Origin of the sequence: Nocardia sp. NPDC005366 (genome assembly GCF_040606855.1) — a bacterium.
Taxonomy (GTDB): domain Bacteria; phylum Actinomycetota; class Actinomycetes; order Mycobacteriales; family Mycobacteriaceae; genus Nocardia.
The window spans coordinates 53686-79296 of the sequence record NZ_JBEXFQ010000025.1 but is presented as its reverse complement, the minus strand read 5'-3'; the positions used below and the strand labels follow the sequence as shown (position 1 = coordinate 79296).

21 protein-coding genes are annotated in these 25611 nt (G+C 68.2%); 11 read left to right on the top strand and 10 right to left on the bottom strand.

Annotated features, from left to right (window positions below):
• Positions 1–45: 45 nt before the first annotated feature.
• The 8 genes from ABZS43_RS25715 (at position 46) to ABZS43_RS25680 (ending at position 8681) form a co-directional block, all read left to right on the top strand.
• Entirely contained in the window at positions 46–1914 is a 1869-nt protein-coding gene (locus ABZS43_RS25715) for a TraM recognition domain-containing protein (RefSeq protein WP_355038519.1), read from the top strand.
• Positions 1911–2834 (top strand): DUF4913 domain-containing protein, encoded by a 924-nt coding sequence (locus tag ABZS43_RS25710; protein ID WP_355038518.1) that lies wholly within the window; start codon positions 1911–1913, stop codon positions 2832–2834. The genes ABZS43_RS25715 and ABZS43_RS25710 overlap by 4 nt, the downstream gene beginning before the upstream one ends.
• Entirely contained in the window at positions 2831–3730 is a 900-nt protein-coding gene (locus ABZS43_RS25705; protein WP_355038517.1) for a hypothetical protein, read from the top strand. The genes ABZS43_RS25710 and ABZS43_RS25705 overlap by 4 nt, the downstream gene beginning before the upstream one ends.
• A complete protein-coding gene (locus tag ABZS43_RS25700; RefSeq protein WP_355038516.1) occupies positions 3727–4638 on the top strand; it encodes a hypothetical protein in 912 nt (303 codons plus the stop codon). The genes ABZS43_RS25705 and ABZS43_RS25700 overlap by 4 nt, the downstream gene beginning before the upstream one ends.
• Before the next feature lie 169 nt (positions 4639–4807).
• The gene (locus tag ABZS43_RS25695) at positions 4808–5665 is read left to right on the top strand and encodes an MBL fold metallo-hydrolase (protein ID WP_355038515.1); all 858 of its coding nucleotides are present in this window, start codon (positions 4808–4810) and stop codon (positions 5663–5665) included.
• A gap of 35 nt (positions 5666–5700) precedes the next feature.
• Positions 5701–6366, top strand: coding sequence for a GNAT family N-acetyltransferase (locus tag ABZS43_RS25690; RefSeq protein ID WP_355038514.1), 666 nt, complete (start codon positions 5701–5703; stop codon positions 6364–6366).
• Between the two features lie 99 nt (positions 6367–6465).
• A complete protein-coding gene (locus tag ABZS43_RS25685; RefSeq protein ID WP_355038513.1) occupies positions 6466–7134 on the top strand; it encodes a GNAT family N-acetyltransferase in 669 nt (222 codons plus the stop codon).
• On the top strand, positions 7131–8681 hold the full coding sequence (locus ABZS43_RS25680; RefSeq protein WP_355038512.1) for an NAD(P)/FAD-dependent oxidoreductase: 1551 nt from the start codon (positions 7131–7133) through the stop codon (positions 8679–8681). The genes ABZS43_RS25685 and ABZS43_RS25680 overlap by 4 nt, the downstream gene beginning before the upstream one ends.
• Positions 8682–8901: 220 nt before the next feature.
• On the opposite strand, the gene ABZS43_RS25675 is transcribed toward ABZS43_RS25680, so the two are convergent.
• The 9 genes from ABZS43_RS25675 to ABZS43_RS25635 form a co-directional block, all read right to left on the bottom strand.
• Entirely contained in the window at positions 8902–10713 is a 1812-nt protein-coding gene (locus ABZS43_RS25675) for a hypothetical protein (protein WP_355038511.1), read from the bottom strand.
• Positions 10714–10973: 260 nt separating this feature from the next.
• Positions 10974–11753 carry a TetR/AcrR family transcriptional regulator gene (locus ABZS43_RS25670; RefSeq protein WP_355038510.1) on the bottom strand — a complete coding sequence of 260 codons (780 nt, stop codon included), beginning with the start codon at positions 11751–11753 and terminating at the stop codon, positions 10974–10976.
• A complete protein-coding gene (locus ABZS43_RS25665; RefSeq protein WP_355038509.1) occupies positions 11750–11944 on the bottom strand; it encodes a cold shock domain-containing protein in 195 nt (64 codons plus the stop codon). The genes ABZS43_RS25670 and ABZS43_RS25665 overlap by 4 nt, the downstream gene beginning before the upstream one ends.
• A 47-nt stretch (positions 11945–11991) precedes the next feature.
• Entirely contained in the window at positions 11992–12585 is a 594-nt protein-coding gene (locus ABZS43_RS25660; protein WP_355038508.1) for a hypothetical protein, read from the bottom strand.
• Complete coding sequence (locus ABZS43_RS25655) at positions 12582–13130, bottom strand: hypothetical protein (RefSeq protein WP_355038507.1); 549 nt, start codon at positions 13128–13130, stop codon at positions 12582–12584. The genes ABZS43_RS25660 and ABZS43_RS25655 overlap by 4 nt, the downstream gene beginning before the upstream one ends.
• Positions 13127–14005 carry a hypothetical protein gene (locus ABZS43_RS25650; RefSeq protein ID WP_355038506.1) on the bottom strand — a complete coding sequence of 293 codons (879 nt, stop codon included), beginning with the start codon at positions 14003–14005 and terminating at the stop codon, positions 13127–13129. The genes ABZS43_RS25655 and ABZS43_RS25650 overlap by 4 nt, the downstream gene beginning before the upstream one ends.
• Positions 14006–14489: 484 nt before the next feature.
• Positions 14490–15401, bottom strand: coding sequence for an aminoglycoside phosphotransferase family protein (locus ABZS43_RS25645; protein WP_355038505.1), 912 nt, complete (start codon positions 15399–15401; stop codon positions 14490–14492).
• 10 nt (positions 15402–15411) lie between these two features.
• Positions 15412–16488 (bottom strand): hypothetical protein, encoded by a 1077-nt coding sequence (locus ABZS43_RS25640; RefSeq protein ID WP_355038504.1) that lies wholly within the window; start codon positions 16486–16488, stop codon positions 15412–15414.
• 59 nt (positions 16489–16547) lie between these two features.
• Positions 16548–16886, bottom strand: a complete 339-nt coding sequence (locus tag ABZS43_RS25635; RefSeq protein ID WP_355038503.1) for a hypothetical protein — start codon at positions 16884–16886, stop codon at positions 16548–16550.
• 215 nt (positions 16887–17101) lie between these two features.
• Here ABZS43_RS25635 and ABZS43_RS25630 point away from each other — a divergent pair, with 215 nt between their 5' ends.
• The 3 genes from ABZS43_RS25630 to ABZS43_RS25620 are packed head-to-tail and all read left to right on the top strand — an operon-like array spanning position 17102 to position 19324.
• Positions 17102–17995 carry a helix-turn-helix transcriptional regulator gene (locus ABZS43_RS25630; protein WP_355038502.1) on the top strand — a complete coding sequence of 298 codons (894 nt, stop codon included), beginning with the start codon at positions 17102–17104 and terminating at the stop codon, positions 17993–17995.
• Between the two features lie 36 nt (positions 17996–18031).
• Entirely contained in the window at positions 18032–18862 is an 831-nt protein-coding gene (locus tag ABZS43_RS25625) for an SAM-dependent methyltransferase (RefSeq protein ID WP_355038501.1), read from the top strand.
• 60 nt (positions 18863–18922) lie between these two features.
• Positions 18923–19324, top strand: coding sequence for a hypothetical protein (locus ABZS43_RS25620; protein ID WP_355038500.1), 402 nt, complete (start codon positions 18923–18925; stop codon positions 19322–19324).
• Positions 19325–19451: 127 nt separating this feature from the next.
• On the opposite strand, the gene mobF is transcribed toward ABZS43_RS25620, so the two are convergent.
• Positions 19452–25523: a MobF family relaxase gene (gene mobF, locus ABZS43_RS25615; RefSeq protein ID WP_355038499.1), complete on the bottom strand. Its 6072-nt coding sequence runs from the start codon at positions 25521–25523 to the stop codon at positions 19452–19454.
• Between the last annotated feature and the right edge of the window lie 88 nt (positions 25524–25611).

Genomic DNA, 25611 nt, shown 5'->3' with positions numbered 1-25611 from the left:
CACTGTCCATCAACAGATAACGGAAATCTATCGAGGAGTGTGCGCATGATCGCGACACGGGAGACCCGTCGACGGACCAAGAGCGGGATCGGCGAGGAAACCACGATGCTGCTGCTGTTCCTCGCGGTGGTCGCGCTCGCGGCTACGGCGTGGGCGGCGTTGTCGGTGGGCCGGTGGTGGGCCGGGCTCCCGGTCACCGTCAACCCGGCCGTCGCGCTGCTGGCCGTGGTCCTCGGCACGGCGAGTTGGCCGTGGCAGGCCACGGTGGTGGCCGTCGCGCTCTACGGCCTCGAAGCGGGTGTGTTCTTCGCCGGATGGCGGCTGTTGCGCACACCGCACGAGATCGACAGCGCCGCGCGAACCATGCAGCGCCCGAACCAGATTCGCATCGCCCGCGCCCGCGACAATATCGCGGCCAACCAGCGGTTGCTCGCCGACGCGCCCGAGGACGTACAGCAACTCGCAGGCCCGCCGCTGGGCCGCACCGTGGTCGGCGGGGTCGAGTTGTTCGTGCCCACCGAGCTGGGAGTCACGATCGCGGCCGGCACCCGCACCGGCAAGACCATGGCCTGGGCCATCCCCGCGGTCCTGGCCGCGTGGGGGCCGTGCCTGGCCACCAGCAACAAACCCGACCTCTACCGCCACACTCTTGCCGGACGCCGCGAGGCGGGCGCTATCTGGGTCTCGGATCTGCAAGGGGTCACCGGCACCCCGACCTGCGGATTCTGGGTGAACCTGCTGACCCAGGTCACCGGCCTACCAGCGGCCCGCAAGCTGGCCTCTTTCTTCGTCTCCGCCTCCTCGGGCACCACGGCCCAGGCCGTGAACGCCAAGGTGGACAGCTATTTCGACGGGGGCGCCCAAGAATTGTTGGCGCTCTACATCCTGGCCGCCGCGCGTGCGGGCGGGGATCTGCTGCACGTGGCCGAATGGCTGGGCCGCGATCAGGACCCGACCCCGGCGCTGATTCTGGACTTTCACGGCCAGCGCCGCCCCGGCGAGCGGATCCGCGAGTCCCAGGCCCTGTATGCCCGCCAGCGCGACGGGCTCTACGACATGGCCAGGAGATTCTTGAACGTCCTCGCCGACGGCGACTACGCCCAGATGGTGACCCCGCCCGCGCGTACGCACCTGCGGGTGCGCGAAACCAAGGCCGGGGTCGTGATCGACAAGGAAATCCAGACCGGAACCCACGAGTTGCCGGAGTTCAAGCCGGTCGAGTTCGTCGAATCCACCGACACCGTGTACGCGCTGTCGATGGCCGGACCCGACGGGGCGACACCGCTGACCTCGGCGCTGGTCGGCCAGATCATCGAAGCCGCGCTCAGCGCGGCGCGCGCCCGGCCCGACGGCAGGTTGGCGGTGCCGCTGCTCGGGGTGCTCGACGAGGCCGCCAACTGCGCCCGCATCAGCGAACTGCCCTCCTATTACACCTACGCCGGGGGCTGCGGGATCATCCTGATGACCATTCTGCAAGTCCTGGAACAGGGCGAAGACCTCTGGGGCGCAAGCGGACTCAAAACCATGCGCGCCCAGAGCATCGAGGTCTACGGCGGCGGTATCGCCGCGGTCGACTACCTCCAGCACTGGTCCCAGATGGCCGGACAACACGACGTCGCCGATCGCTCGCGCAGCCGAGGCCAGGGCGGCACGAACCGCACCCTGTCATGGCGGGCCGAACCCATCCTCGAGGTCTCCGCGCTCGCCGCACTACCCAAAGACCGCGCCCTGGTGCGGTTGCCGGGCCACGGACCGGTGCTCGTGGAGAAGGTGTGGTGGCAGGACACCGAATACGCGCCGCTGATCCGGCGATCCCTCAAGGAATTCGCCGCCGACAGCCGGTCCGTCGTCGTGGTCGCACCCGACGACGGTGACGACGCCGCTAGCGGCTCGGACGGGGCGGGGGACCTGTGATCAGCACTCCGAATGCTGCTGCCGCGCCCGCTGCCAAACCGGCGCGCGCACGTAAACCGTCGTATCCGCATTTCGTCGCCTTCGCCGAGAAATGGCTGCTGCCCTTGATCAGCGTCCGGCTCTCCGGCGGCAACCGCGAGAACACCTACACCTGGTGCGAGCACTGGTGGGCCCACCGCGCGGTCGCGGTCCGCATCGCCCACCTGCACACCGCGTTCGAAGCCTCCCGAGGCCCCGCCGCCAGCGCGTTCGTCACCGGCCACGTCGACTTGCATTTGCGGGTCATCCTCGACGCGGCGAAAGGCCCCCTGCACCGCTGCACCCCGACCGAACACCTCACCACACCGTCCCTGCCGTTCGAACCCGTTCCTGCCGAACGCATCCCACACATCGTTCCGCGTCCCGACACCGACCCCGAACAAGCCCCGAGCACCGGCTCGGCGGAGGGCACCGGCACGGACGGCGGTGCGAAGAAGAAGCCGCCGCCGCGATTCGACGACTACCGGCTGTGGGTGCAGGAATGGCTGCTGCCGGTGACCTCGGTGCGCATCGCCGGCCAGCACCGCGAGGGCACCTACACCTGGTGCACTCGCTGGTGGGAACACCACGGCGTCGCGGTCCGCTTCGCGCTGTTGCACGCGGCGTTCGAGGCCGCAGTCACCGCGGAGAACAAGACGGCGATGTCGTCGCTGTTCACCCGCCAGATCGATCCGACCATGCGCCTGGTCCTCGACGCCGCCAACGGGCCGCTACATCGCTGTACACCGGGCGAGCACGTCGAGCTGCCCGGACTGACCGCCAGCCGCGTCCCCCGCAACTGGTTCGGTGCGCCCGGCACGCGGCCGGTGATCGAACAGCTGGGATTCGGCCCCGATTTCCGGCACCTCGCCCCCGGCGAGGACGCCCAGGAGCAGCCGTGATCACACCCACCCGAGCCCAGACCCGCGTGCTCAAAGCCATTCAGAACTCCAGCCGCGCCCTCGCCGCCCTGCTCACCGAGGCGGCCGGATTCGACGGCGCACCGCCGCCGCAGTGGTTCGGCGCCTACCAGCACCACGCGATCGCGCGCGAGAACCTGATCGCCGCCGCCACCGCGGGCGCGGTACCGGCCGCATGGCTCGACCAGGCCCGCGCACGCGGCGAGCGCGGGATCGGCTGGCGCGCGGACCTCTATCTGACCGCCCCCGGCCCGACCGACTGGGACCGTGTGCTGCGCGATCTCAGCGAGGACGTGGCCCGGATCCGGGAATGGGAAGCCCTCGATGCCGCCCACCAGCAACTGCACCACGGCCCGGACACCACCTCGGCGAGCCTGCGCACCAACGTGACCGCCCTGTCCATGCGCACCACCGGTGTCGCCAACCTGCTCGGGTTGACCGCCGACCAAGCAACAGGGCTGTGGGGCGAGCTCGACGACTTGGCTGCCGCGGGCGCCGCCGGCCTGGACGGGGTGGCGGCCGAGCAGATCCGGCACCGCTGGCATACCGCCGCCGACACCGACACCAGCGGCTGGGCCGGACAAGCCGCCACGCTGGCCACCGCCGGTGTCGATATCGAGGCCAGCCCCGCACTGCCCGCGGCCCAGGCACTGCGGACCGCGATCGCCAGTGCGCTCGCGCCGGTCCACGCTCTGTTTCTTGCCGCCCGCGACCCCGAGTTCGGTGCGGCGCTGGACGCGGCGATCCCCGACATCGACCAGCAATCCTCGAGTCTCGAGGTGCTGTTCAGCAACGCACCGGTCCCCGATGAACCGTTCAGCGGCGCGAACGCCGGCACCGTACCGGTCTTCCAGAGCGCGCAGGTGCGTCCGTGGTGAGCGTGGTCTGGACGCCGGTTCGGGTGCGCGACATCCCGGTCGAGCACGCCGAGGGACTGCGGCGCGTGCACGAGCTGGCTGCCGAGGCCACCCGGCACCGGCATCTGCTCGACACCGCCGGGTTGTCGATCGCCGATCGCCTCGAGCGGCGACAACAGATCGATCGGATCGACCGCGAGCGCGATCTGCTCGAAATCACGCTCCGGGGCAACGGTGTCCCGCCCGTCTGGGTCGATGTCGCACGGCGACTCGGGTTCTCCCAACAGCCCTGGACATCCGCACAGATCCTGCCCCCGGTCCCGTCGGCGACACGACCGCGCGGGGGCCGTCACCGCGTCGCCTCCGACACCCGCCTGCTCGCTGACATGGCCGCGGTCTCGGTGGCCCGCGAGCACCTACTGGCCCACCACCAGATCAGCATCGACCCGAACTCGATGGCCGAGCACCAATTCCGACGCAACATGCACACGGTCTGGCAGCGCGCCGTCGTCACCGCCACCGCGCTCGGGATGAGCACCACCGCGCGCGAACGCATCACCGCCACCGCCACCGTCGGATTCGACGAGCGCTCGAGGGTCTACCGCGACCTGTCCCTCGATGACCTGGACACCCTGTGGCACGCCTACACCAGCGCCGCCTTCGGCGACACCGCGCGCCGACGACTCACCAAAACCCCCGCACGCGACACCACCGACGCCACGTTTCCCGCTCCCACGAACTGGCTCGAACGAGCCCGCACCCGTCTGACCGGCACGCCGCCCGCCGACCCCGCCGCCGACATCGCCGCCGCGGTCGCCGCCGCCGTCACCGACCCCCATTCGGGCACCGAGCGAGAACACGACCACGACCCCGTCGCGGACCAGTTCACCGACCACCCGGCCGCCACGGAGCCCGGACCCGACCCATGAGCTGTCCGCCCTCGGCGCGCCCGCCACCAGCACAGGAGCAGACGTGACCCGCCCACCCGGCAGACACGACCCGCCCGCCCCCGACAACCACCCTCGCCGCCGACAGTCCCGTCGGCCGATCCCGCACCGAGACAACAGAACTCGGACACCACGAGAAGGAGAACCCACCGTGACCGTCACCAACGCTCGACTCACCCGCCCCGCCGGACTGCGCCGCGCGGTCTTCGGACACCACCGCGTCACCTACCTCCCCGACGGCGTCGCCCTGCTGGACGCGCGCCGCTGGCTCCCCGACGCCGACGACCAGGTATGGCGCCAATTCGCTGCCCTGCTCGACCCCGACGGCTACCTCGTCGCCAGCGTCGGCGCACTGCTCATCGAATACGGCGACCGCGCCATGCTCATCGACGCCGGCTTCGGCCCGCTGGCCGTCCCCACCCCGGTCGGGCAACTGCGCGGCGGGCAACTCATCGACAGCCTCGCCGCGGCCGGGAAATCGGTCAACGACATCGACCTCGTCGCGCTGACCCACCTGCACATGGACCACATCGGCTGGCTGTGGCAGGCCCACACCGACACCACCATCAACGTCTTCGCCGGAATCCCGGTCCTGGCCAGCGCCACCGAATGGGAGCTACGCGAGCTCGCCGTCGCCGACGGCACACCCCCGGAAGTACTGGCCACCTTCGCAGACCAGATCCGTCCCCTCCCCGACGGCGAGTTCTTCCCCGGCGTGCGCGCCCTGCCCACACCCGGACACAGCCTCGGCCACACCAGCTACCTACTCGACAGCCTCGGCGAGCGCCTCGTCGTGTTCGGCGACGCCCTCACCACACCCGTCCAGATCACTCACCCGCACCTGGCCAGCTCCGCCGATGACGACCCCGCCCAATCGCGGGACTCCGCCGCCCGGCTGCTGCGTGAACTCGCCGAGCCCTACACCCGCGGGTTCGGCATGCATTTCGCCGACATCCAGTTCGGCCGCGTCGTCACCCACGAGCACACCACGCACTGGCAGCCCGAATAGCCCCGCCGCCAACCCCGATGAAGGAGACAACACTCATGACCCATCACCTCAGCGCCACCCTCGACACCGGTCGCCCTGATCGCCGTATCACGGTGCGCGAGATCGACAGCGAGACAGAACTGAACCAGTTCGTGCGCTGGGCCGCCATCAGCGGGGTCGGCGACCCGGACTTCCTCGTCGAATACCTGCTCGGCTACCACCAGGACGGACTACTCGGCAGCGGCCACACCAACGCCCGCGCCACGCTGCGCCGCACCCTCGACACCCACGGCGTCCCCGCCGCCGCGGCCACCCGCACCACCGTCTCGGTCGCCGTCGTCGACGGCCGAATCGCCGGAGGCGTCATCACCGGACCCACCATGTGGCTGCTGACCCGCGTCCTCGCCAACACCCCCGACCACCTGCTCCTCGCCCTCCTACGCACCAGCGAGATCCAGGTCCTGGCCGTGGACGAACAACACCGGCGCACCGGTGCCGGCGCGGCCCTGGTCCGCAGCGCTATCCGATCCTCACGCGCACTCAAAGCCCACGTGCTCTACGGACAATTCCCCAACACCCCAAGACTATCGAGCTTCTATCGCGGCTGCGGCCTCACCGTCCATACCCCCGGCACGGCCATCGACTTCGACCGACTCGCCGGAATCGAGCTGACCATCCACACCGCCAGCGAAGACCGGTTCTTCACCCACAACCTCCGCTGAATTTCCCGCGACGCGGTTGCCGGGGAACTCGCGAGACCTCCCCCGGCAACCGCACCGTCGGCCGCGCCCTCGCAGACCACACCGAAGGACTGACCCCTCATGCTCACCACCACTCATACGACCGCACCCGCGGTCGAAATACGCCACGCCATCACCCACCGCGAGGTGCGCGAGATCGCCCGCTGGCGTGACGTGGCCGGAAACCCGCTGCCACCGCTGGCCAGAGACCACCTGCTCGGCATCCACGACGCCCGACTGCTGTCCACCGGCCTGACAAGAGGATTCGCCGCCGCACTGCGACACCGACGCCGCGCGCCGGTCAGCATCCCCACCGTCGTCGCCGCGCGCACGATGGCACTGGTAGCCCTCGTCGACGGATTCCCGATCGGCGGACTGACCGCCGGACCGTCGATGCTGCTGTGCGCGCGACTGTCCGACACCGGACACGCCGCCGTACTGCACGCCGCGCTGAGCACCGTCGAACTACACGGGATAGCGGTCGACGCGCTGTGGCAGCGCTACGGAATCGGTTCCACGCTGCTACGGCGAGCCGTCCAGATCTGCGACGAATCCGACGTCCGGATCATCTACGGACACCTCGACACCACCCAACCGATGCAGACGCGATTCGCGCTACGCCACCGATGGCACATATCGGACCCCGGAACACCACTGGACCTGCACCCGCACACCGACCTGCCCGCAGTCATCGCCGCGCGATCACCTGAGACGTCGATCGCCCATCTCACGATCGGCGACCGCCCATGACGACACCATTCGACCAGACGTCGCCGACCATGCCCGGACAACGATCCGCCGAGAACCGGATGCCGCTCCAGGTCGCGGTCATCGGCGCCGGATTCGGGGGAATCGGCATGGCCGCCGCACTGGCACGAGCCGGTGTCACCCGGTTCGCGGTCTTCGAGCGATCCGACGAGATCGGGGGAGTGTGGCGCGACAACACCTACCCCGGATGCACCTGCGACGTTCCGGCCCACCTGTACTCGCTGCCGATCGCACCCTACCGAGATCGCCGTATCCGCTATCCCGACCAACGCGCGACCCTGAACTACCTGCGCCGCATCATCGCCCAGGAAGGACTCGCGCCGCACCTGCGGCCGGGGATCGCGATCACCTCGGCCACCTACCTCGACCACAGCGGCTGCTGGGAACTGGTCACCGACACCGGACAGAGGATCCGGACCGAAACCGTGGTCTTCGCCCTCGGCCAACTGCACCGCCCCCACATCCCCACTCTGCCGGGCGAATTCGGCGGCACCACCTTCCACACCGCGCGCTGGAACCACGACCATTCCCTGGCCGGACGAACCGTCGCGGTCATCGGCACCGGCTCCAGCGCCGCCCAGATCCTGCCCCACCTCGCCGAGGTCGCCGCCCGGGTCCGCGTCTTCCAACGCACACCCCACTGGGTGCTGCCCAAACCCGCACCGGCGTTCGGGCCGCTCACCGGCGCGCTACTGGCGATCCCGGGCGCGCACGACATCTATCGTCGGCTGCTGTACACCGGCGCCGATCATCTGCTCGCACCGATCATGCGCCGCGGCTGGACCGCCCGCCCTGCCGAAGCGCTCGCCCGCCACCATCTACGCCACCACATCCCCGACCCGACGCTGCGCGCGAAACTCACACCGGACTACCCGCTCGGCGGTACCCGGATCGTGCTCGACAGCGCCTTCTACCCGAGCCTGGCCAGACCGAACGTCGAGCTGATCACCACACCGATCCGCGAACTCGAGACCCATGGGCTGACCACCGGCGACGGGACACACCACCGGGCCGACACCATCGTCTACGCCACCGGCTTCCACGCGTCGCAATTCCTGGCCGAGGTCACCGTGACCGGGCGCGAGGGACGGATGCTGCACGAGCAGTGGGCCGACGCAGCGTCCGCCTTCTACGGCATGGCGGTGCCGGGATTTCCGAACATGTTCCTGATCGCTGGCCCCAACACCTTCACCCCCGCAGGCAGCAACCCGGCGATGAAACAACTCCAGATCGACTACATCCTGGCCTGCCTGCGCATGCGAGACGAAACCGGGGCCACGGCAATAGAAGTCGACCCCGACGCGATGGCGGTCTACCAGGAATGGTTGGACCGGGCCATCGGAAAGACGGTGTGGCCGCACAGCCCGCACAGCTGGTACAAGCACGCCACCGGCGCGATCACCAACCCCTGGCCCGCGACCGTGGGCCGCTACCGCACGATGTTGCGGCGGAACCCGCCGACAGACTCCTTCACCACGACTACCTGCCGGTCTTCGACGATGGCATTCGCGGGTGAACCCGCACGGTGAGCGAACCGAGCCCACCGGCGTACACGCGGTCTGCTCGGCTCACCTGAGCGAACACCCCGACATGCCCCACACCGTCCGGGTGCCGCAGGGAAGGGGATCCGGCGGCACTCGGACGACGATCGGCGCATGTGCCGACCTCTCGCGAGCGCTACACTCACAGCGGCTCTTACGGCCGCGAACCTCCGATTCGATGTCACCTCGGCCGATTCCTCGACAGGTTCTATCGGCGGACGCTCTGGATGAGGGCGATGCAGGTCAGCGGCACAGCGACCGGTTCACGGCACGGACTGATCTCCAAGAGCACGGCGCTGCGATCTCCGGTGATCCCGTACAGGGCAGCGGGAAGATCGATCAGTCCTGCGGTCTGCTCGGTGAGCGGATGCTCGATCTCGGGCAGCAGGCCCCGCCGCGAATGGAGCGTCGGGGGTTTCGCAGCGGCGATTTCGAGCCGGACCTGCACGTCGGAGGGGGTGTGGACGTTGGCGCGGGAGAACGCCAACACGAACAGTCCGAGATCATCGACACCGGGGATAAAGACCGATCCGGCATGGTCGAACGCCGCACGCGCTTCCCAGATGGTCGGACTACGGTCCTCGCCGTGTAGGCGCGCGGGACGCTTGCCGCTGTTCAGGGCGAACGGGCGGGAATGGTACTGAAACTCGGTGTCCTGATGTGCGGTGGCCAGGCGGCGGCGTTCGGCCTCGACCCGCGGGGACGGTTCGGGTGCGTCGGCCAGGTCGAGCGGATGGACCACGACACCGACTTCGCGCAGCAGTCGGCGAGCCGCGGTGGCGGGGTCGAGGTCGCCGGTCAACGGTACGGAGCGGATGTGGGAGGAAATGGCGTGCGCCTGTTCGGCGGCGTAGTCGGGTACCCGCAGCACCGCCACGGTGGTCCCGTCGCGATCGTCGAAGTCGTAGGACAATCTGGTGAGGGATCGGAGCTCGATCGGCACGGGCGCCAGCAGGTGCGGGTATTGGGTCAGATAGGACAGTCGCGCGCGGGAGGCGACGTCCAGCGGCCACCCGGGGACCATCAGGGCGCGTTCGGGTTCGGTGCTTTCGTCGCGGCGATGGACTCCGCGCAGCCCGTACAGCGCCAATTCCGCGCGGTCCACCCAGGCGGTGATGGTCCGGTCCCGCAACCTGGCAAACATTCGATCTGCCCAGCTCTGCGGGGTGTCGACAGGATGGACCGCCACCGTGGAATCGACCGGTAGCCGGGGCAGGTCGGTCACCTGGGACAGGTGTTGGGCGACATAGCGTGTGGCATCGGCGGTGATCGTGGCGGGATCGGAGTCGCCTTGCCGGTGGGCGGCGAGCCAGAGACCCGCGACCGAGGTCCACGCGTCGAAGGTCCGATCGGACAGGCCGTAGACCCTGATCCCGGAATCGGTGGTCCCGGTGATGGCCGCGAGCAGAGCGCTTTCCGCGCGGGCCGGTGAGTCGGTGTTCACGATGTCGATCGCTCGATCGAGCAATCCGTCCTCGTCGTCGTCGGAGCCGAGCCGCTGGGCCAGCTGCGCGACCAGTTCCTCGTGGCGGCGTAGGTAGTCGACGGCGGCGCTGTTGATGGCGGCGATCGTGCGCGAGTATCCGCGAACGCCTCTGATCCGGTCCATCCATCCCGCTATAGATTCTGTCGACATCGGGCATCGGGCACGCCATCGCGCGTAGTCGAGCCACTCGAACCCGGTGCCGTGGTCGGCGAGGGTGCGGGTGAACGCGTCGATGTGCCGGTGCATCGTGCTCAGCTCGGCGACGGCTCGCAAGGTGCTCGCGTGCGCGGGGTCCACGGATCGGGCGGCGTTGCCGCAGTTGCGGCAGACTTCGTCCCACCGGAGTCCGAGTAGCGGGACCTGCTGGAAGGCTCCCTCACGCCCGTACTGACATCCGTTGCGGGCGTGCCACTTACCCGACCTGGCGGCGACCAGTTCGACGGTGGCCCGGTCCAGCGCGGCCGGAACCGGGATGTTGTGACGCGCGAAGTCCTCGCGATCGAGTACGTCGGAAGGAACAGTGACCGGCCTCATCGGCCGCGATCGGGACTCGTTCGCGAGATCGAACCGGAGTGCGTCACGAACGATTTGTCGAGGAAGTGGTGCGCCACCGGGCGGAGTCTATCGGGTCACCGGGGACCGCAGATCATTTGGCACTGGGTTAAGCCGGGAAGGGCGGTCTCGAGGTGCGCGACGGCCTGGTGTTGGGCGATTCGTCGAAGCCGGTGCCGCCTTCGTACTCGTCTCGGGCAGTGGCCGACCCCGATAGTGTGGCGGGCGACGGCGTGGCAGGCTCAGTCATCGCGCACCGCTTGGAGCCCGGCGCGTACAGCGGTGACGACATCGGAATCGTCGTCGGCGGGTGTGGTTGTCGCCAGTGTGTGGTCGTGGTCGGTGGTCTGAGGCGGGTCGATGTCGTCGCAGGCGTGCGGGGTCCGGGCCTGATAGGACATGGAGCGGTTCTCCTCGTCGGGGTTGGTCTTGCTGGGGAACGCGGGCTCGGTCGTAGCGTGCAGGACGAGTTCGATCTGCGTACGAACTCGGTGGTGGTCTTGAACGGTGTTGCCGACCGTAGCGACGGTGCATCCGACCAACGTGGCGAGCAGCGCTGCGGCGGTGATCGTGAGATCGCTTCCGGGCGCGGGTTCGATAGTCGTGGCGAGCAGATCGGTCAGTGCCGCGTGGATACGTTGTCTGCGGTCGGTGTGCCGGTCGCGGTGCTCTGGTGCTGTTGTGGCGAGTCCGAGTTCGAACCAGATCCATTCGGGGTGGCTGATCACGGTATTCGCCCACGACGAGAGCATCGTGACCAGATTGCTGCGGTCGGTTGGTCGGGCATCGGAGAGCTGGCGTATGGCGAGCGCGGTCAGGGTCTCGGCGACCTCGTGGCCGAGCTGGTGCTTGTGGGGATAGTGCTTGCCCAGCGGTCCGGTGGTGTATCCGGCGTTCTTGGCGATCTCGGTGACGTGGGTCGCCGCGTAGCCGCGGGTGAGGAACAGTCGTCGCGCGGCTACCAGGATTCGGCGCTGGGTTCGGTGCCTGCGCTGGCGGCGGCTGGGTACGGGGGCGTTCATTGAGGCCGGACGTTCTGCGCGAGGGGGCCTTTCGGGCTGTCGACCGGGTCGAAAGCGACGCGCTGATCGCGGTGCAGCGCTGTTCCCTCGTCGATGTCGGCTCGGCGGACGAACAGATCCGGGCCGAGATCGGAGGTGATGAATCCGAATCCGTTCTCGTCGTTGAACCATTTCACGGTGCCAAATGCCATGCTCGTGCCTTCCTTCCTGGTGAACGCCGTCGCGGTGTGAGGCGCGGTCAGTGCCGTGTCCTGATCGGAGGCGGGACACGACTGGGTAGATAGACCTTTCCGGCCGCGACGTCGGCGGCGAGCAGGTCGTAGACCACGGCTCGGCCGAACAGTGACTTGTGTGCCTCGGGATCGGGTTCGACCGGGACGGTGGGGTCGATCGCGGTGATCCAGCAGCCACACAGCTGGGATACCTCGGTGCCGAGACCGGTGCGATGGCAGGTCGCCGTCGGGTGTGTCGGCGGTGCGAGGATGCGGGCGAGATGGTCATCGATGCGGTCGATCAGTTGGGCGATTCGGCGGTGGGCGGTGTGCAGGGCGTCGGTGAGGAGGTCGATGTCGGCGCTGTCGGTATGCCCTGGCGGGAGCCCCAGTAATCGGCTGAAAGCGGCCCGGTAATGGTGGTGGGCATCGAGCATCTGGACCGCGATATCGACCAGCGCGGGGAACGGGTAGTCGGCAGCGACGTACTCTCCTGCGTTCCAGGCGCGGAACAGCATGTGCGCGGACGGGATCACCCCGAACCAGGACGAGTCGATGCCGACGGCCCGTGATGTCGGTGGGTCCGGCTGGTGCGCTGGAGAGGGTGTGGTGCGGTTCATCGCAGCCTCTGGATTGCTCGCCAGCCCAGCGGAAGTTGGACGCGTCGGGCGCGGATCGCGGCGACCAGATCGGTGTAGCCGTGGTGGGTTTGGGCCATCCGCAGCGCGGCCTCGTGATGGTGTTCGGTGTCGGTGGTGTGGCGCAAGATCCACTGGGATCGAGCGAAGATCTCGGCGTAGTGGCTGATCACCTCGCCCAGAGGATGGGTGTGGTGGGCGGCGTTGACCGGTCGAGGCAGGTGGAATGTCGCCCACTCGTCGATCGCCGCCATGACCGTGGCCATGTGGTCGCGAGTGGCGATCTCATCGAACCCGGTCGGACGCCGATCCACCGAGACCGCCGCGCTGAGCAGGCTCGCGTGGATGTCGGCGAGCTCGCGGGCCCACCCGATCAGCGACGAGCCGCCCTCGACACCGCGTCCGGCCACCGCGAGGTGGAGTTCGCGAGGTTCCAGAAGGTTGTCGATCGCCCCGCTGTGATCACGCTGTCGGGCATGGGTTTCCGGCATCGTCAGCGGATCGGTGAGAGGCGTTGTGGTGCTCATCGCCGACTCACCGCGGATTCGCCGGTCGTGCTCACTCGGGCCGGAAGGGTGCAGCGCGTGATGGTGTGTGCGCCGCTGGGGAAGCGCTGCACACGCTCGCACAGGACAACCAGGTCGTGGGAGGGCTCATCGCTTCGCTGACACGGTTCGTCGAGTTCGACCGCCAACGCTCCGGTCAGGGTGTCGACCAGCGTGCGGATCACCGTGTCGTGGATCGGGGTGGGGTCGAGCCACATCGATCGGGTGGCCGGTTGGTGGCGGTCGCCGATGAGGGCGACATAGACCGCGTCGACCCGTTCCATCACCTCCGGCCATCGGTGACGAGCGAGCGCTTCGGCGGCGTCCAGTTGCGCCGCCGCCGGGATCGCGCCGACCCGGGACTCGGCCACGACCTGTTCGCGGCCCGCGTCGTGTTCGGGGGTCGGCCCTGAAACCCGATCCGGCTGGTGCGCGCTCTGGTCGAGATAATGCAGGGTGAGCGTGGGCAGGGCGGTGAGGTGCGACAGTGCCGCCCGTCCTGACGATTCGAGATCGGATAGGTGGTGGCGGGCGGGTGCCAGTAAGCGCAGGTCGGTCGCTTCCGGAATTTGTGACAAAATCGACCAGAGCAGATCGGCTCGCCGGTGACCTGGCTTCAGAAGCCGTCTCAGATCGACCCCTCGTGATCGTGCCAGCGACTCGAGGCGGTTCAACACCGGCAGGGTGCGGTCGATCTCGGTGAGAAGCTCACCGATCAAGATTTCCGAAGCGAGCGGTTCGAAGTACACTCGGCCGTCCCCGAACCCGTGGCGTGCGGCGAATTCGTGCACGGATCGATCGAAAGTATCGGCGTCGTGTCTGGACAGCAGGTCCGAGCGGGCGTATCCGATCCACATTGCTGTGACCCCTTGTGGCTGGTTCTCCTCGACGAGGTGAACGGCGGTAGTGACCGATGACCAGCGGCGACCCGGAGGGTCTTCGGGCAGACCCGAGATGGGATTGCGTGTCGCCGGGCGATGACGCGGGCGGTGTTCCTGACGACAAGTGGTCAGGGAGAACGCGGTTCCGGAGAACCTCGCGGTCCGCCGCGTTGATGTTGCCGCCGCCGAAGCGGCGCGTGTGACTTATTCCGTCGATCCGGTCCGGCGCCGATGCGGTGGGGCGCGGACTGCGTCATCTGCTGTCATATGCAGAGTTAATCGTCGCCGCAGGACTGCCGCCATGACATTGAGTCGGGCAGAATCGGGCATCGTCGCTGACATCCCATGACAGATTCGGACACCCGGTTCGATGACTCGGGCCGGACCCGTTGACGATCCGTCGGCCGAGACCGCTGGCCGGGTCCTGCTGAGCGGAGAGCCGTTACGCCGTGCGCGGGCTCTAGGTGTAGAGGTCCCAGGGGACGTCGTGGCGGCCTGTTCGGAGTGTGGCCAGCCGGTGTGCGTGTTGGGCGGCGACGGTGGGGCGGTGCTCGAGATCGGGTAGGACACTGGTGACCATGATCAGTTCGCGGATGCGAGACAGGATCGGCCACACCGGATCATCGCGGACGTCGCTGCCGTACGCGTGGACGAACTCGCGGTAGAAGTCGCGACGGCCGAACCGGGTCGCACCGACCGCTTGCGGGACGAGATCGTATGCGAGAGGCCCGATCCCGGACTCGTCGAGGTCGCAGAGCACGACCGTGCCATCGTCTCGTTGCAAAAGGTTGCCGGTATGGGGGTCACCGTGGATGACGCCGGTCGGCAACTGGTCCTGGACGCGACGGAATCCCTGTTCGGCCTGGTCCCATTGCTCGCCCAGCCACCGGGCGTCGGCGGACGCCAAGACCGCGATGTCGGCGTGTGCGAGCCGATCGCGTGCGGTGGAGAACGGATCCCACGTCGGCAGCGCGGTGTGGTCGGCGGGGTCGAGAGCGAGCGTGTGAAGTCGACGCAGCGGCGATGCGAGATCGGCAGCGGCCCAGTCTGTTCGCCGGTCGAGTTCGTGCCAGAACGTGACCGTGTAATCGCCGGCGACCGTCAGTGGTTGATCGGCGTCGAGCAGTGTTGCGATCGGGACGTGGCGGGCGTGCAGCCAGCGAGCCATCGTGACCACGTGTTGTCCCCGAGAGACCCCGACCGGGCCGGAGGCGATGCGCAGGACAACATGTTCGCGGGGGAGCCGGTAGACGGCGTTGACGGTGTATTTGATGAGTTCGGCCCCGTGGGGGTTCAATCCGACTCGGGCGCAGGCCAGCTCGACGATGCGATGCAATTCGGCGGCACGCCCGGCCGCGATATCGGTCGCCACACCCCTCAGCCTATGCGCTACTGGCTCGGCTCGTGGTCGCGTGACGTGAGGGGTGAGAGATGGCCAGCAGGCTCGCTTTGACCGCGTAGAACATGTCCCGGACGTCGCTGCGTGGTGTCGCGGTCACGGCGCAGCGGACCATGTTCTCGAACCGGTCGGCGACTCTGGCGCTGGTGATGTGTTCGGCCATGCCAATGGCGGCGGTGGCGAACGACAGTCCGGCGTCGATCTCACCTAGTCGGAAACAGGCGGTGGCGGCGGTGATGTTGTCGAACAGGATGCTGCGGGCGGGCCGTCCCGGTGCGCAGGCTCGCAGGGCGGCGCGGGCGTTGTCGAGGGCGGCCAGGCAATACCGGTCGGCGACGACGCGGGGCGCGGTGGTGGCATATTCGTTGTAGATGACGGCCTGGATGCCCGTGAATTCGCCCGGTGTGAAGAACACACGGGTCCACGGCGCGACGATGTCACCGACGCGGTTGATCTCGTCCTCGGCGCGAGCCAAGGCGAAATCCATGCGGTGGCGATCGCCCAGCATGGCGTGTGCCCATGCCTCGTTGGCGTACAGTCTGGCGGATTCGCCGCTGTCGGCGGCGTCGCGCGCGGGAAGTTGGCCGAGCTGGAACATGCGCAGGGCGGTGCGCGGGTCGCGTTCGATCACGCTGATGCGACCCAGCACGTACAGGATCGACGCCGCCAGACTGTCTTCGCCCGCTCGGCGCGCGAATATCAGAGCCAGGGTGGCGAACTGGCGCGCGCGATACTGATCTCCGGCGTCGTGGAAGGCCCATCCGATCAATCGCGTCAGGTCTGCCGAGGCGACAAGGATCGCGTGATCGGCGTTCTCGTCGTGCCACAGGTTGCGCAGGTCCGGTATCGAACCCAGTAACGCGGTCGCGGAATCGGTGACTGCGAAGCCGCCACGCTGCTGATCGAGGGACCGCAAACGCGCCGTCGCCGCCCGCACATCATCGACGTCCAGAAGCCCGTCCCTCTCGTCCTGGTCCGTCGCGGGCGCCTCGTCGAGTCGCGGGAGCCACGGGACCAACGCGGACGGGGAGCCGACGACCGCGGCGGCGACGGCCTCCAACAACGTCGCTTCGGGCGTGCACCGCGGCCCGGGAGCATCCGACCCGAGAGACCACGGCATCATTGCCTGCGCGGGCTCGGTGTCGGTGGCAGGTCGAACGCGTGCGGGTTTCTCGGTGGGGTGGGGACCGGTGCGCCGAGTGTGATCAGCAGACTTCGATACGGTGCGCTCGGTGTGTAGACGTCACCGTCTTCCCACCGTGCGACATGACGTTCGGAACAGGCGACATTGACACGGTCGTCGCGGGCGCGGGAGTTGATCAACTCGGCGAAGTCCTTGCGGCTGATCCGCAGGCGATCGAGCCGGAACGACCGCAGCCGTTCGCCCCACGATTGCCCGCTCGCCCCGGCATCGTCCGCCCACTCGAGCGCCGGATCGCGCAACGTCGACGGCTCCACCGGCTACCCCTTATCTCCGGACACCACCTGCCGGCCCTGACGCCCGTGTGCACCGATTCGGCATCCACTCTGCCTTCGCACGTCGACGCTCTCCTGAACATCGACCACCGGAGCGATCTCGCCTCGTGCAGATTATCTTGAATGATAATCTAACCTGATAATCAGAAAAGTGAGCGGAAAGGGCTCGATCGTGCTGCGGGATAGGGTGGGAGGCCATGGCCAGGACCGCGCGAAAGGTACTGCTCGGACGCGAGATCGATGACCTGCTGCGGCGCTCGCGTGTCACGCAGGCCGACGCGGGCCGGATCGTCGGTGTCGGTCAGTCACGCATCGCCGCCGCGATCGCGGGCACCGGCAACCTCACTGCCGAAGCGATCGAGAAGCTGGTCACCGAACTGGGGATCAACGATGAGAGCTATCTCGAGATTCTGCTCGACCTGCGCGAGGACAACCATCGCCGCGGCTACTGGACCTCGGGGTACCGGCGTGCCTACATCGAGGAACTGAGACTTCTTGTCGATCTCGAAGCCGTGGCCGATCGCGTGCGCGAAACAGCCGCCGAGATCATCCCCGGCCTACTCCAGCATCCCGACTACATCCGCGCGCTGCACCAACCGTTCCAGCCCGACGACCACGACCCCGATGCCGTCACCGTCGAGGACTACATCGAATCCCGAACCGCGCGCCAGCAGATCCTTTTCTCTCGTGACGCACCGGAGTTCCACGCGATCCTGTCCGAGTCCTGCCTTCGCCGTACCTACGGCGACGACCTGGTGATGGTCGACCAGATCGGCCACCTGATCGAACTATCCGGGCGACCGAATATCCAACTCCAGGTCATGCCCTTCACCCACCAGGCCCCCGGCGCTGGTATGGAGGACCGCTACATCCTGGTCCGCGTCCCCTCGCCCGGCGCCGCGGGCGACCTGGAGATGGCCGTGGTCGAAGCGCAGGGCGAGATCCGCTACATCGATGACAAGCCGGCCGTCGCCATCCGCGACAAGATCTTCAACCGCCTCACCATGACCGCCCTGAGCCCCGCCGATTCCCGGCAATTCATGCAGCACCTGGTGCGCGGACTGCGCAACCGGCCCACCGTCACGCGCTAGCCGCCCCCGCGACCACCACCGAATAGGAACCCGTCGATGTCCGCACCCGACTTCGAACCTCGCCACCTCGACACCGTCAAGCCGAGCTCGGCGCGCATCTACCTGCACATGATCACCGGTGAGGTCATCTACGAAGCAGACCTTCCCTTCATCAACCAGCTCTACACCGCGATCCCCTTCTATCCGAAGTGGGCGCGGCACAATCGGGCCTTCCTCGGCCGCGCCGTGCGGCACATGGCTAGTCACGGAATCCGGCAATTCCTCGACATCGGATCGGGACTGCCCGCCGGTGGCAACACCCACGAAGTCGCCCGCGAACTCATCACCGACCCGCGCGTGGTCTACGTGGACAACGATGAAGAAGCCGTCAACCGCGCCCGCGAACTGCTCACCCGGCACCAGCTCGGCGACACGACCGCTATGGTCGATGCCGATCTGCGCCGACCGGCACGCATCCTCGAGCACCCCGAGACGCGCAGACTGCTCGACTTCACCCAGCCCATCGGGCTGCTCCTGATCTCGGTGTTGCCCTGGATCACCGACGAAGACGACCCCGCTGCCGTTCTCACCCAACTCCGTAATGTGATGCCGCCCGGTAGCCAGATCGCGATGACCCACGTCTCCCTCGAGGACGCAGGTCCCGAGATCAGGAGCCAGGTCGCCGCCGGTGCGTCGGTGTTCGCCGAAGCGAGCACACCCGTCACCCTGCGCACCCGGCGGCAGTTCGCGAGCTTCTTCGACGGCTGGACACTCACCGAACCCGGCATCACGTATGCCACCGACTGGCACGCCGACAACCCCACCGACATCGATGCCGACGATGACGCACGACGCTGCAACTTCGCCGCTACCGCCACCCTGTCGTAACGTGGACTGGTGCGAGAACCGGGACAACCGGACGGTTCCGCGCGCTCGAAAGGATCGCCCATGCTGCCGACACCGACCGTGAGTCAATTCCGCAAGGCTGTCGCCAGCTCACCCCAGCAGGCATGCGTCATGATCTACCGCGACGCCGCCCGCACCTTGGTCTGGGATGACAAACTCGCCCGCCTCGGCGACCACGAAGTCCCTCTCCATGAGTGCCTGACCGTCGGCCACGACCAATTCGAGGCGATCCAACACGCGATCCGGACCGGCGAGCCGGTGCGGCACCCGCTCATGATCACCCGAACCAGCGACAACGGCTACGTCTTCACCGCCGCCGACGGGCACGCGGGTAGCGCCGGAACGGCCGAACTGTACTTCGATGACGCCGAATACCGCGCCTTCGCCATAGCCGTGCTCAACCGCGAGTTCGAACGAGGGGTCGGCTCGCAGCAGCCGGTGTAGCACTCGGAGCTTGTTCGACTGGCGACGCAGCGGCTCGTCACTGTCGACGAAGGACCACTGTGTTGCACAACGTCAGGGGCAGGATGGGCGGAAAGACAACGAGCAGAACCGCCTGTCCGGAAGCCTCTCACAATCCGAGGTCGGGCTCTGGCGAGTCGCTGGGGTCAGGCTGGTTCAGTTCCGTGTAGTCGGGGGTGGTGCGGGGGTCGTCGGCGAGGCGTAGTGCCTGTTCGTGACGTGTCTGTGCCGGGGTGAGTGCGGCGCGTCGTTGTTGCTCGGCGTGCACGTGGTCGATCTCGCCGCGGGTCTCGGCGGCGAACCGGTCGGCGGTCGCGTCGGCGGTGGCCGCCAAGGGGCGAGCGCTGTTGTTGCGGGAGCTGATGTCGTCTGAGCTGGTGTTCAGGACCTCGTTCCACCGCTCGGGTGTTCCGGCGTGGTTGACCGCGTCGCGGTGGGTTTCTCGCGCGTCGCCTCGGGCGCGGGTGCGGGCGCGTTCGTGCTCGGCTTGGGCGCGCACGAGTTCATCGATGCGTGTACGCAGCACGTGGCGGACGTGGCGTTTGTAGGTGGGTGTGGTGTCGAGTGTTTGGCGGTGGGTCGCGAGTTCGGATCGGGTGGCGTGCAGCGTGCGGGTCGCGTCGTGGAGACGCTGCTCGGCGTCGAGTGCGGTGCGGATGGCGGTGTGCGCGTCGTGATGGCGTTGGAGCTGTTCATCGATATCGGTGCTGTCGGATTGTTCGGGTGGTGGCGCAGTGTAGGCGGCGGCGTAGGTGGTGGTGAGCGCGAGCTGCTGGTGCAGGTCGTCGACCCGGTCGGTGAGTTGAGCGTCGGTGAGCGCGAAGAGTGGATCGGAGACCGGCGGCTGGTAGGCGGCCTCGCCGCTGGGCGCGGGGTGGGCGCGTATCCAGGCTTCGATCTGGGCGCGGCGTTCGAGGTCGGTCGTGGCTCTCCAGTCCCGGCGCAGGATCGTGTGCACGGCGGGAAGGGGTTTGGTGGCCGCGAGGTGGTCGGCGCGCGCGGTCATGTGCTCGGCGGGATCGTGGTCGGGGATACCGGGCTCGCCGTTGTCGCGGCATTCTCCGCACAGTCCGTCGTCGGAGCGTCGCGGCGGTACCGGAGTCGCGTCGCGGGGGCGGCGTTCGATGCTGCACGAGACGCACTCCAGGCCGCGAGCGCGGTGGCCGGCGGCTTTGTCGTAGTCGAGTGAATACGCCGCAGGCGTCGGGTCTTTGGCTTCGTCACGGCGATAGCTATGGCCTGCGAGGTCGGCCTCACGAGGTGCCGCAGGCACACGTTTCGGTAGGGGAGGCAGGCGGGAATCGGGTAGTTGGGGGTCGTCGGTGAGACCGCGGACCTCGTGCGCGTCGGGACGCGCCCAAGGCTCGTCATCGATTCCGGCGCGGGTGTCCTGATAGTCCTGCTCGTGACGGCGAGCACGAACCCGCGGATCGGGCAGCGGATCACGGACGAGGTCACGATCGACGCGGGTGTCGTGGTCACGGGCCGCTCGGTCGCGGCGCGCGCGCTCGAACACCGGTGCGGGTGGTTTCCGGTCCGGGCGGTCGTCGTGGACACCGGGATCGGCGGCTGGGGTGCAGGCATCGATGAGCGCGCGATGGTGCGGAAACCGTTGTCCGGCGTCGCGCAGGCGAGCGGTGGCCACGGGGTAGGCGTAGCGGTAGAGAGTGTCGGTGACCGCGCCGATCACCCACCGCTGCTCGTCGGTGAGCTGATCCGCGAACTGCCGAAATCGGTGTATCGCGGCGCGGATTCGGCCGTCGCGATACAACTGCGCGATGGCCGCCAGCTCCGGATCGGCACCGGAGCCGCTGCTGTCGACCGGCGTGGACGCCACCGGCGTGGCTGCGGCTGCGGGATTCGAATCGTGGATCTCGGGCGATTCGAGGTCGGGTGGATGTTCGCGTGCCGTCGATCCCGGAGTTGCTTCTGCGGTGGTGTTCTCGCTCACGGACGGGGTCCTTTCGCCGGGGGCGGCGGTGGGTGTGTGGCGCAGGAGCGCGTCGATGCGCCAGGCGAGCGCGGCGGCGATCTGGTCGGGGCGCAGCCTGCTTCCGTCGTTGTCGGGGGTGGCGGCGAGCAGCAGTTCGTAGGCGGTGGCCAAGAGCTGGCGCGGTGCCCACTGCGTGGCGGCGGCGCGGTCGACCGCGGCCACAACCCGCGGCCACGCGGGGTCCTCGACCACCCGGTCGGCGATATCGGCGCCGAGAACATCGGCCAGGTCGGCGATCCAGTCCGGGCGCAGGTTGTGGTCACGGGCGTCGAGTGCGGAGGCGTCGAGTTCCAGACGCGCCCACAACGCGGCGGCGGGCATCTCATCGGGCAATGCCCGCAACCCAGCGGCGGTTTGGAGGTGTTCGGCGATATCGATCCCCGCGCGCGCGGCGAGGTCGATGCGTTCGGCGATCGCGGGCCAGTACGGGTCGGTGAGGATGCGCGGCTCGATCCCGTCCACGGTCTCGGCCCACCGGTTGACCGGGCGCATCGGGTCACCGAGCGCGGTGGCGATCTGGTCGTCGAGCACGTCCTGGTGATCGTGTTCACGCGCGGGGTAGCGGCGCGGCCCGGTCGGACGGATGTCGGTGTCTTCGACGTGCAGACTCGACCGCCACACCGCGAGATCGGCCAGCAAGGCAGGGTTAGCACCGAGCAGGGGACGCGCCCAGACCGGCGCGGTCAGCGGTGTCCATGCCGCGGTCGCGGCCCGGATCTGTGTGGCGAGGTCGCCTAGGACGCGCGCGCGAGCGTCGACCTGGGTCACGATGGTGTCGAGTCCGGTGGGTATCGCGGGCGTCCACGGCAGTGGCCCCGCCTCGGTCGAGTGCGCGCCCGAGGGGGCCAGGCGCCAGTCCAGGACCGCGGCGGGATCGGCGGCGGTGTCGAGTTCGCGTTCATCGACCGCCTCGCGCAACAAGGTGACGGGGTCGGTGCCGGTGAGCGCGAGGGTCGCCAGGTGTTGGCGCAGTGTGGGGTAGGCGGGTGCGTCGGTGAGCCCGGGATGCAGCCGCTCGGCGGCGGCATCCAGGCGTGCGAGCGCGGGCTCGCCGAGGGCGTGTTCGGCGGCCAACCCGAGGGAATCGAGGTAGATATCGAGCGCGCGGCCGATGCGCCGGTGCGGATCGAGGGCATCACGCAGCTGGGTGTGCGCGGACTTCTGGGAGCCGTCACGCCCCAGAACCCGCACCAGATTCTCCACCGCGGTACGCGGAAAGACTGCGTCCTCGGTGAAGAACGAACCTTCCTCACCGCTCAACGCCGACGGCATGTAGGCGTGATTGGCGTGCACACCGCGGGTCATCGCGACATAGAACTGCTGCCGCGATTCACCACCGGTGAGCGCGACATGACACGCCTCGGCGGTGATTCCCTGCGCGGAATCGATCGTCGCGGCATACCCGAGACGCACATTCTGTGCGACGTAGTCGGCCGGCAATCGCACACTCGCGCCGCTGTCGCCGTGATGTCGTGCGGTGATGCTGCCGTCGGCGTGGACGGCGTGGACGGTCCAGGCGTAGCCGTTGCGCACCCAATCCCGGGCACCGAAACGCATTTTCTGCGCGTTGACGCGGGTGCGGATCGTGTCACCGACGGAGGCTGCGGTGCCGTCGGCGAGCACCACTTCCGCTTCGTCTCCGACGCCGTCGCGCGCCAGCCTGTCGGCGCGGGCGCGTTCGTTGAGGGCGGTGACGGTGTCGTGGTTGGCGGCCAACATGATCGCCGCGCGCCCGGCCGCCTGGTCGGCGGCCCACGCGGTGTAGGTGTCGTCGTGTGTCGAACCGGTGTGCCCGCCGTGGATTCGGTCGTTGTCCAGGTACCAGCCGAGTGCTGCGGGGTCGCCCTCGCGCAGCATCAAACTCGCCGACGCTTCCGCGATGGAGGCGAAGCGCACGACATGGGTGAGGGTGAGGGTCTGCTCGGGTGCTGCGGCGGCCATGTCGGCGTCGACGCCACCGGCGTCGATCGCGGGAAGCTGGCGGTCATCGCCGAGGCAGCGGATCGTCGCGCCCCGGTCGGTGAGGAAGCGCAGCAGTTTGAGGCGTTTGAGGGTGCCGATCTTGACGTGTTCGTCGACGATCACGAGGGTGTCGGCGTCGATGTCGAGGACCCATTGCGGCAACGACGGGGGATGCTCACGTTCAGGGTCGGGGTTGTGTGGGTCGAGGGTGTGCAGGTCGATGACGGTGAGGATTTTGTCGACGGTTTCGCAGCGCGCGCCGATCGCGTCGCCGAGCACGGCGGCGGCTTTGGCGGTAGGCGCGAGCCCGAGCACCGTGCCGCCACTGGTGTTCCAGGCGGTGGTGAGCACCGCCATGCCGGTCGTCTTCCCGGTTCCGGCGGGGGCGTTGGCGGTGTGCACGCGCATCCCGGAGCCGGCGAAGCCTTCGATCACGCTGCGCTGCCCGGCGTTCAAGACCCGATCCGGGTGCCCGGAGTCGTGACCGGCGATCGCCGCGGCCACCACCGCGGGCGCCACGACGCGTGCACCGGGCTGCACCGACAGTGCGATGAGGGCGTCTTCGGCGGCCAGGATGCGAGTGGAGGTGTAGATCCGGGCACCGGCGGGGGTGTAGACACTGGAGGAGTCGCGGCGGCGCAACGCGTCCGGGACGACGGCGAGTTCGGGCCCGGCGGCGATATCCGGGTCGCCCATCGGGATCGACCGGCCCGGATCCAGAGCCGCATCCAGGACGGCCTCGCTGACCTGCTCCCACCGGCCGCCGGGGATCGTGCCGCGGATTTCGCGTTCGATTTCCGCGCGGACGTTCGCCGAACGCCAGGTGGAACGCTGTTCGGCGACGGTCTCGAGGACCCGGTCCACGGTGGCCGCGATCCACTCCCGTGTCGCGGTGATCCGCGGTGCGCGCACCGGATTCAGCGCCGCTGACACCATCGCCGCGACGTCTTCCAGGCCACCGAGCATCGCGAGGGCCTGCTCGCGCCAGCTGCGCCGCTGCTCGGCGAAGGAGCGCAGCAGGTGTTTGGCGGGCCGGGTTTCCAGGGTCGCCTGCTGGGCCAGATCCCGGATCTCGATCGGCGTCGGCTCGCGACCATGTGCCTGCTGGAACACCGCCGACAGCTCACCGACACGGACACGGATCGCGCTCTCGCGCTGCGACCACGCCTCGATCAAACGCAGTGGAATGCCGACGATCTCGCGGATCGGGCGCTTTCCGGGCTCGGTGCCGGGCCGTTCGGCGAATTCCACACCCACCAGGCGCTCGCAATGGTGTTCCAGGCGGGTGTTGTAGATCTCGCTGACGGTGACTACGACCCGGTACAGGGCGGCGCCGTCCAAGGTCCGCCAGCGCCCGTCCGTGGTGCGGACCCGGTTGGCGATCAACACGTGTGTGTGCAGGTCCGGGTCCCCGGCGCGGGAATCCCGGTGGAAAAAGCGCGCCGCGACGATGCCCTCGACGTCAACCTGGCGCACACCGTTGCGGCCGAGCCGGGTGAAGATCGCGTTGCCCTCGAGCCACCGCAACGCATCCGCCACCGCGGCGTTGTGGGCGGCCTCGACCTTGCCCGACACCGACCGTGGCGCCACCGCCCACAACGCCGACACGGATTTGACGGGGCTGAAAGTGATGTCGAAACCGGCGACTGCCGTAGTGGGTGGGCGCGAGTTCTTCGCGATCCATCCCGACAATTCCCGCGCGTTCAGCGGCGGCCGAGAGTACTCGTCGGTGAACATATCGAACGCGACATGCGTGCGGATCCGCGTGCGATCGATCTCCGAAAGGGGGGCATCGGCCGGTCTTTCGTGCGCGATATTGTGTTCGGCATATGCCTGCCCGCATCGTTTACGGTAATCGGAATTCGGTGCGTATACGCGAAATGGATTACCCAAACGCGACGCTTTATCGGCCGCGTCGCTCGCTTGTTTCGGTGTCGAACCGGCCGCGGAAGCATGCTGGAAGACGCTCTCTTCGATTTGTTCGGCATCAGGATGTCGACCCAGCCCGAACAGGGACTTCATCTGCGACTCGGTCACTTCCGCGCCCACATCGATACCGAGCGAGGCCAAACCGCTCCCGCTCCAGACGCCAGGGGCTTCGCCGTGGGCGGAGTAATAATCGGACAGCGGAGATCGGCCGCGGGAGTCGACATCGTTCGCGGCTATATTTCGCAGGTAATACTGGTAGCCATTGCCTGAGACGACTTTATGAATCGTCGCGGTCATAAATCCATCGAGCACCCCGTTCTGACGAAAGTCGAGAGATGCAGGGTATGCAGAATTGACCCCCCGGAGAAAAACCCTGGACGAGACG

Excerpts from the sequence above, each read along its gene's own strand:
- ABZS43_RS25630 (WP_355038502.1), top strand. The coding sequence starts at position 17,102 with ATGGCCAGGACCGCGCGAAAGGTACTGCTCGGACGCGAGATCGATGAC.
- ABZS43_RS25670 (WP_355038510.1), bottom strand. The coding sequence starts at position 11,753 with ATGAACGCCCCCGTACCCAGCCGCCGCCAGCGCAGGCACCGAACCCAG.
- ABZS43_RS25625 (WP_355038501.1), top strand. The coding sequence starts at position 18,032 with ATGTCCGCACCCGACTTCGAACCTCGCCACCTCGACACCGTCAAGCCG.
- ABZS43_RS25680 (WP_355038512.1), top strand. The coding sequence starts at position 7,131 with ATGACGACACCATTCGACCAGACGTCGCCGACCATGCCCGGACAACGA.
- ABZS43_RS25655 (WP_355038507.1), bottom strand. The coding sequence starts at position 13,130 with ATGAGCACCACAACGCCTCTCACCGATCCGCTGACGATGCCGGAAACC.
- ABZS43_RS25675 (WP_355038511.1), bottom strand. The coding sequence starts at position 10,713 with ATGAGGCCGGTCACTGTTCCTTCCGACGTACTCGATCGCGAGGACTTC.
- mobF (WP_355038499.1), bottom strand. The coding sequence starts at position 25,523 with ATGACCGCGACGATTCATAAAGTCGTCTCAGGCAATGGCTACCAGTAT.
- ABZS43_RS25620 (WP_355038500.1), top strand. The coding sequence starts at position 18,923 with ATGCTGCCGACACCGACCGTGAGTCAATTCCGCAAGGCTGTCGCCAGC.
- ABZS43_RS25665 (WP_355038509.1), bottom strand. The coding sequence starts at position 11,944 with ATGGCATTTGGCACCGTGAAATGGTTCAACGACGAGAACGGATTCGGA.
- ABZS43_RS25685 (WP_355038513.1), top strand. The coding sequence starts at position 6,466 with ATGCTCACCACCACTCATACGACCGCACCCGCGGTCGAAATACGCCAC.
- ABZS43_RS25660 (WP_355038508.1), bottom strand. The coding sequence starts at position 12,585 with ATGAACCGCACCACACCCTCTCCAGCGCACCAGCCGGACCCACCGACA.
- ABZS43_RS25715 (WP_355038519.1), top strand. The coding sequence starts at position 46 with ATGATCGCGACACGGGAGACCCGTCGACGGACCAAGAGCGGGATCGGC.
- ABZS43_RS25650 (WP_355038506.1), bottom strand. The coding sequence starts at position 14,005 with ATGTGGATCGGATACGCCCGCTCGGACCTGCTGTCCAGACACGACGCC.
- ABZS43_RS25690 (WP_355038514.1), top strand. The coding sequence starts at position 5,701 with ATGACCCATCACCTCAGCGCCACCCTCGACACCGGTCGCCCTGATCGC.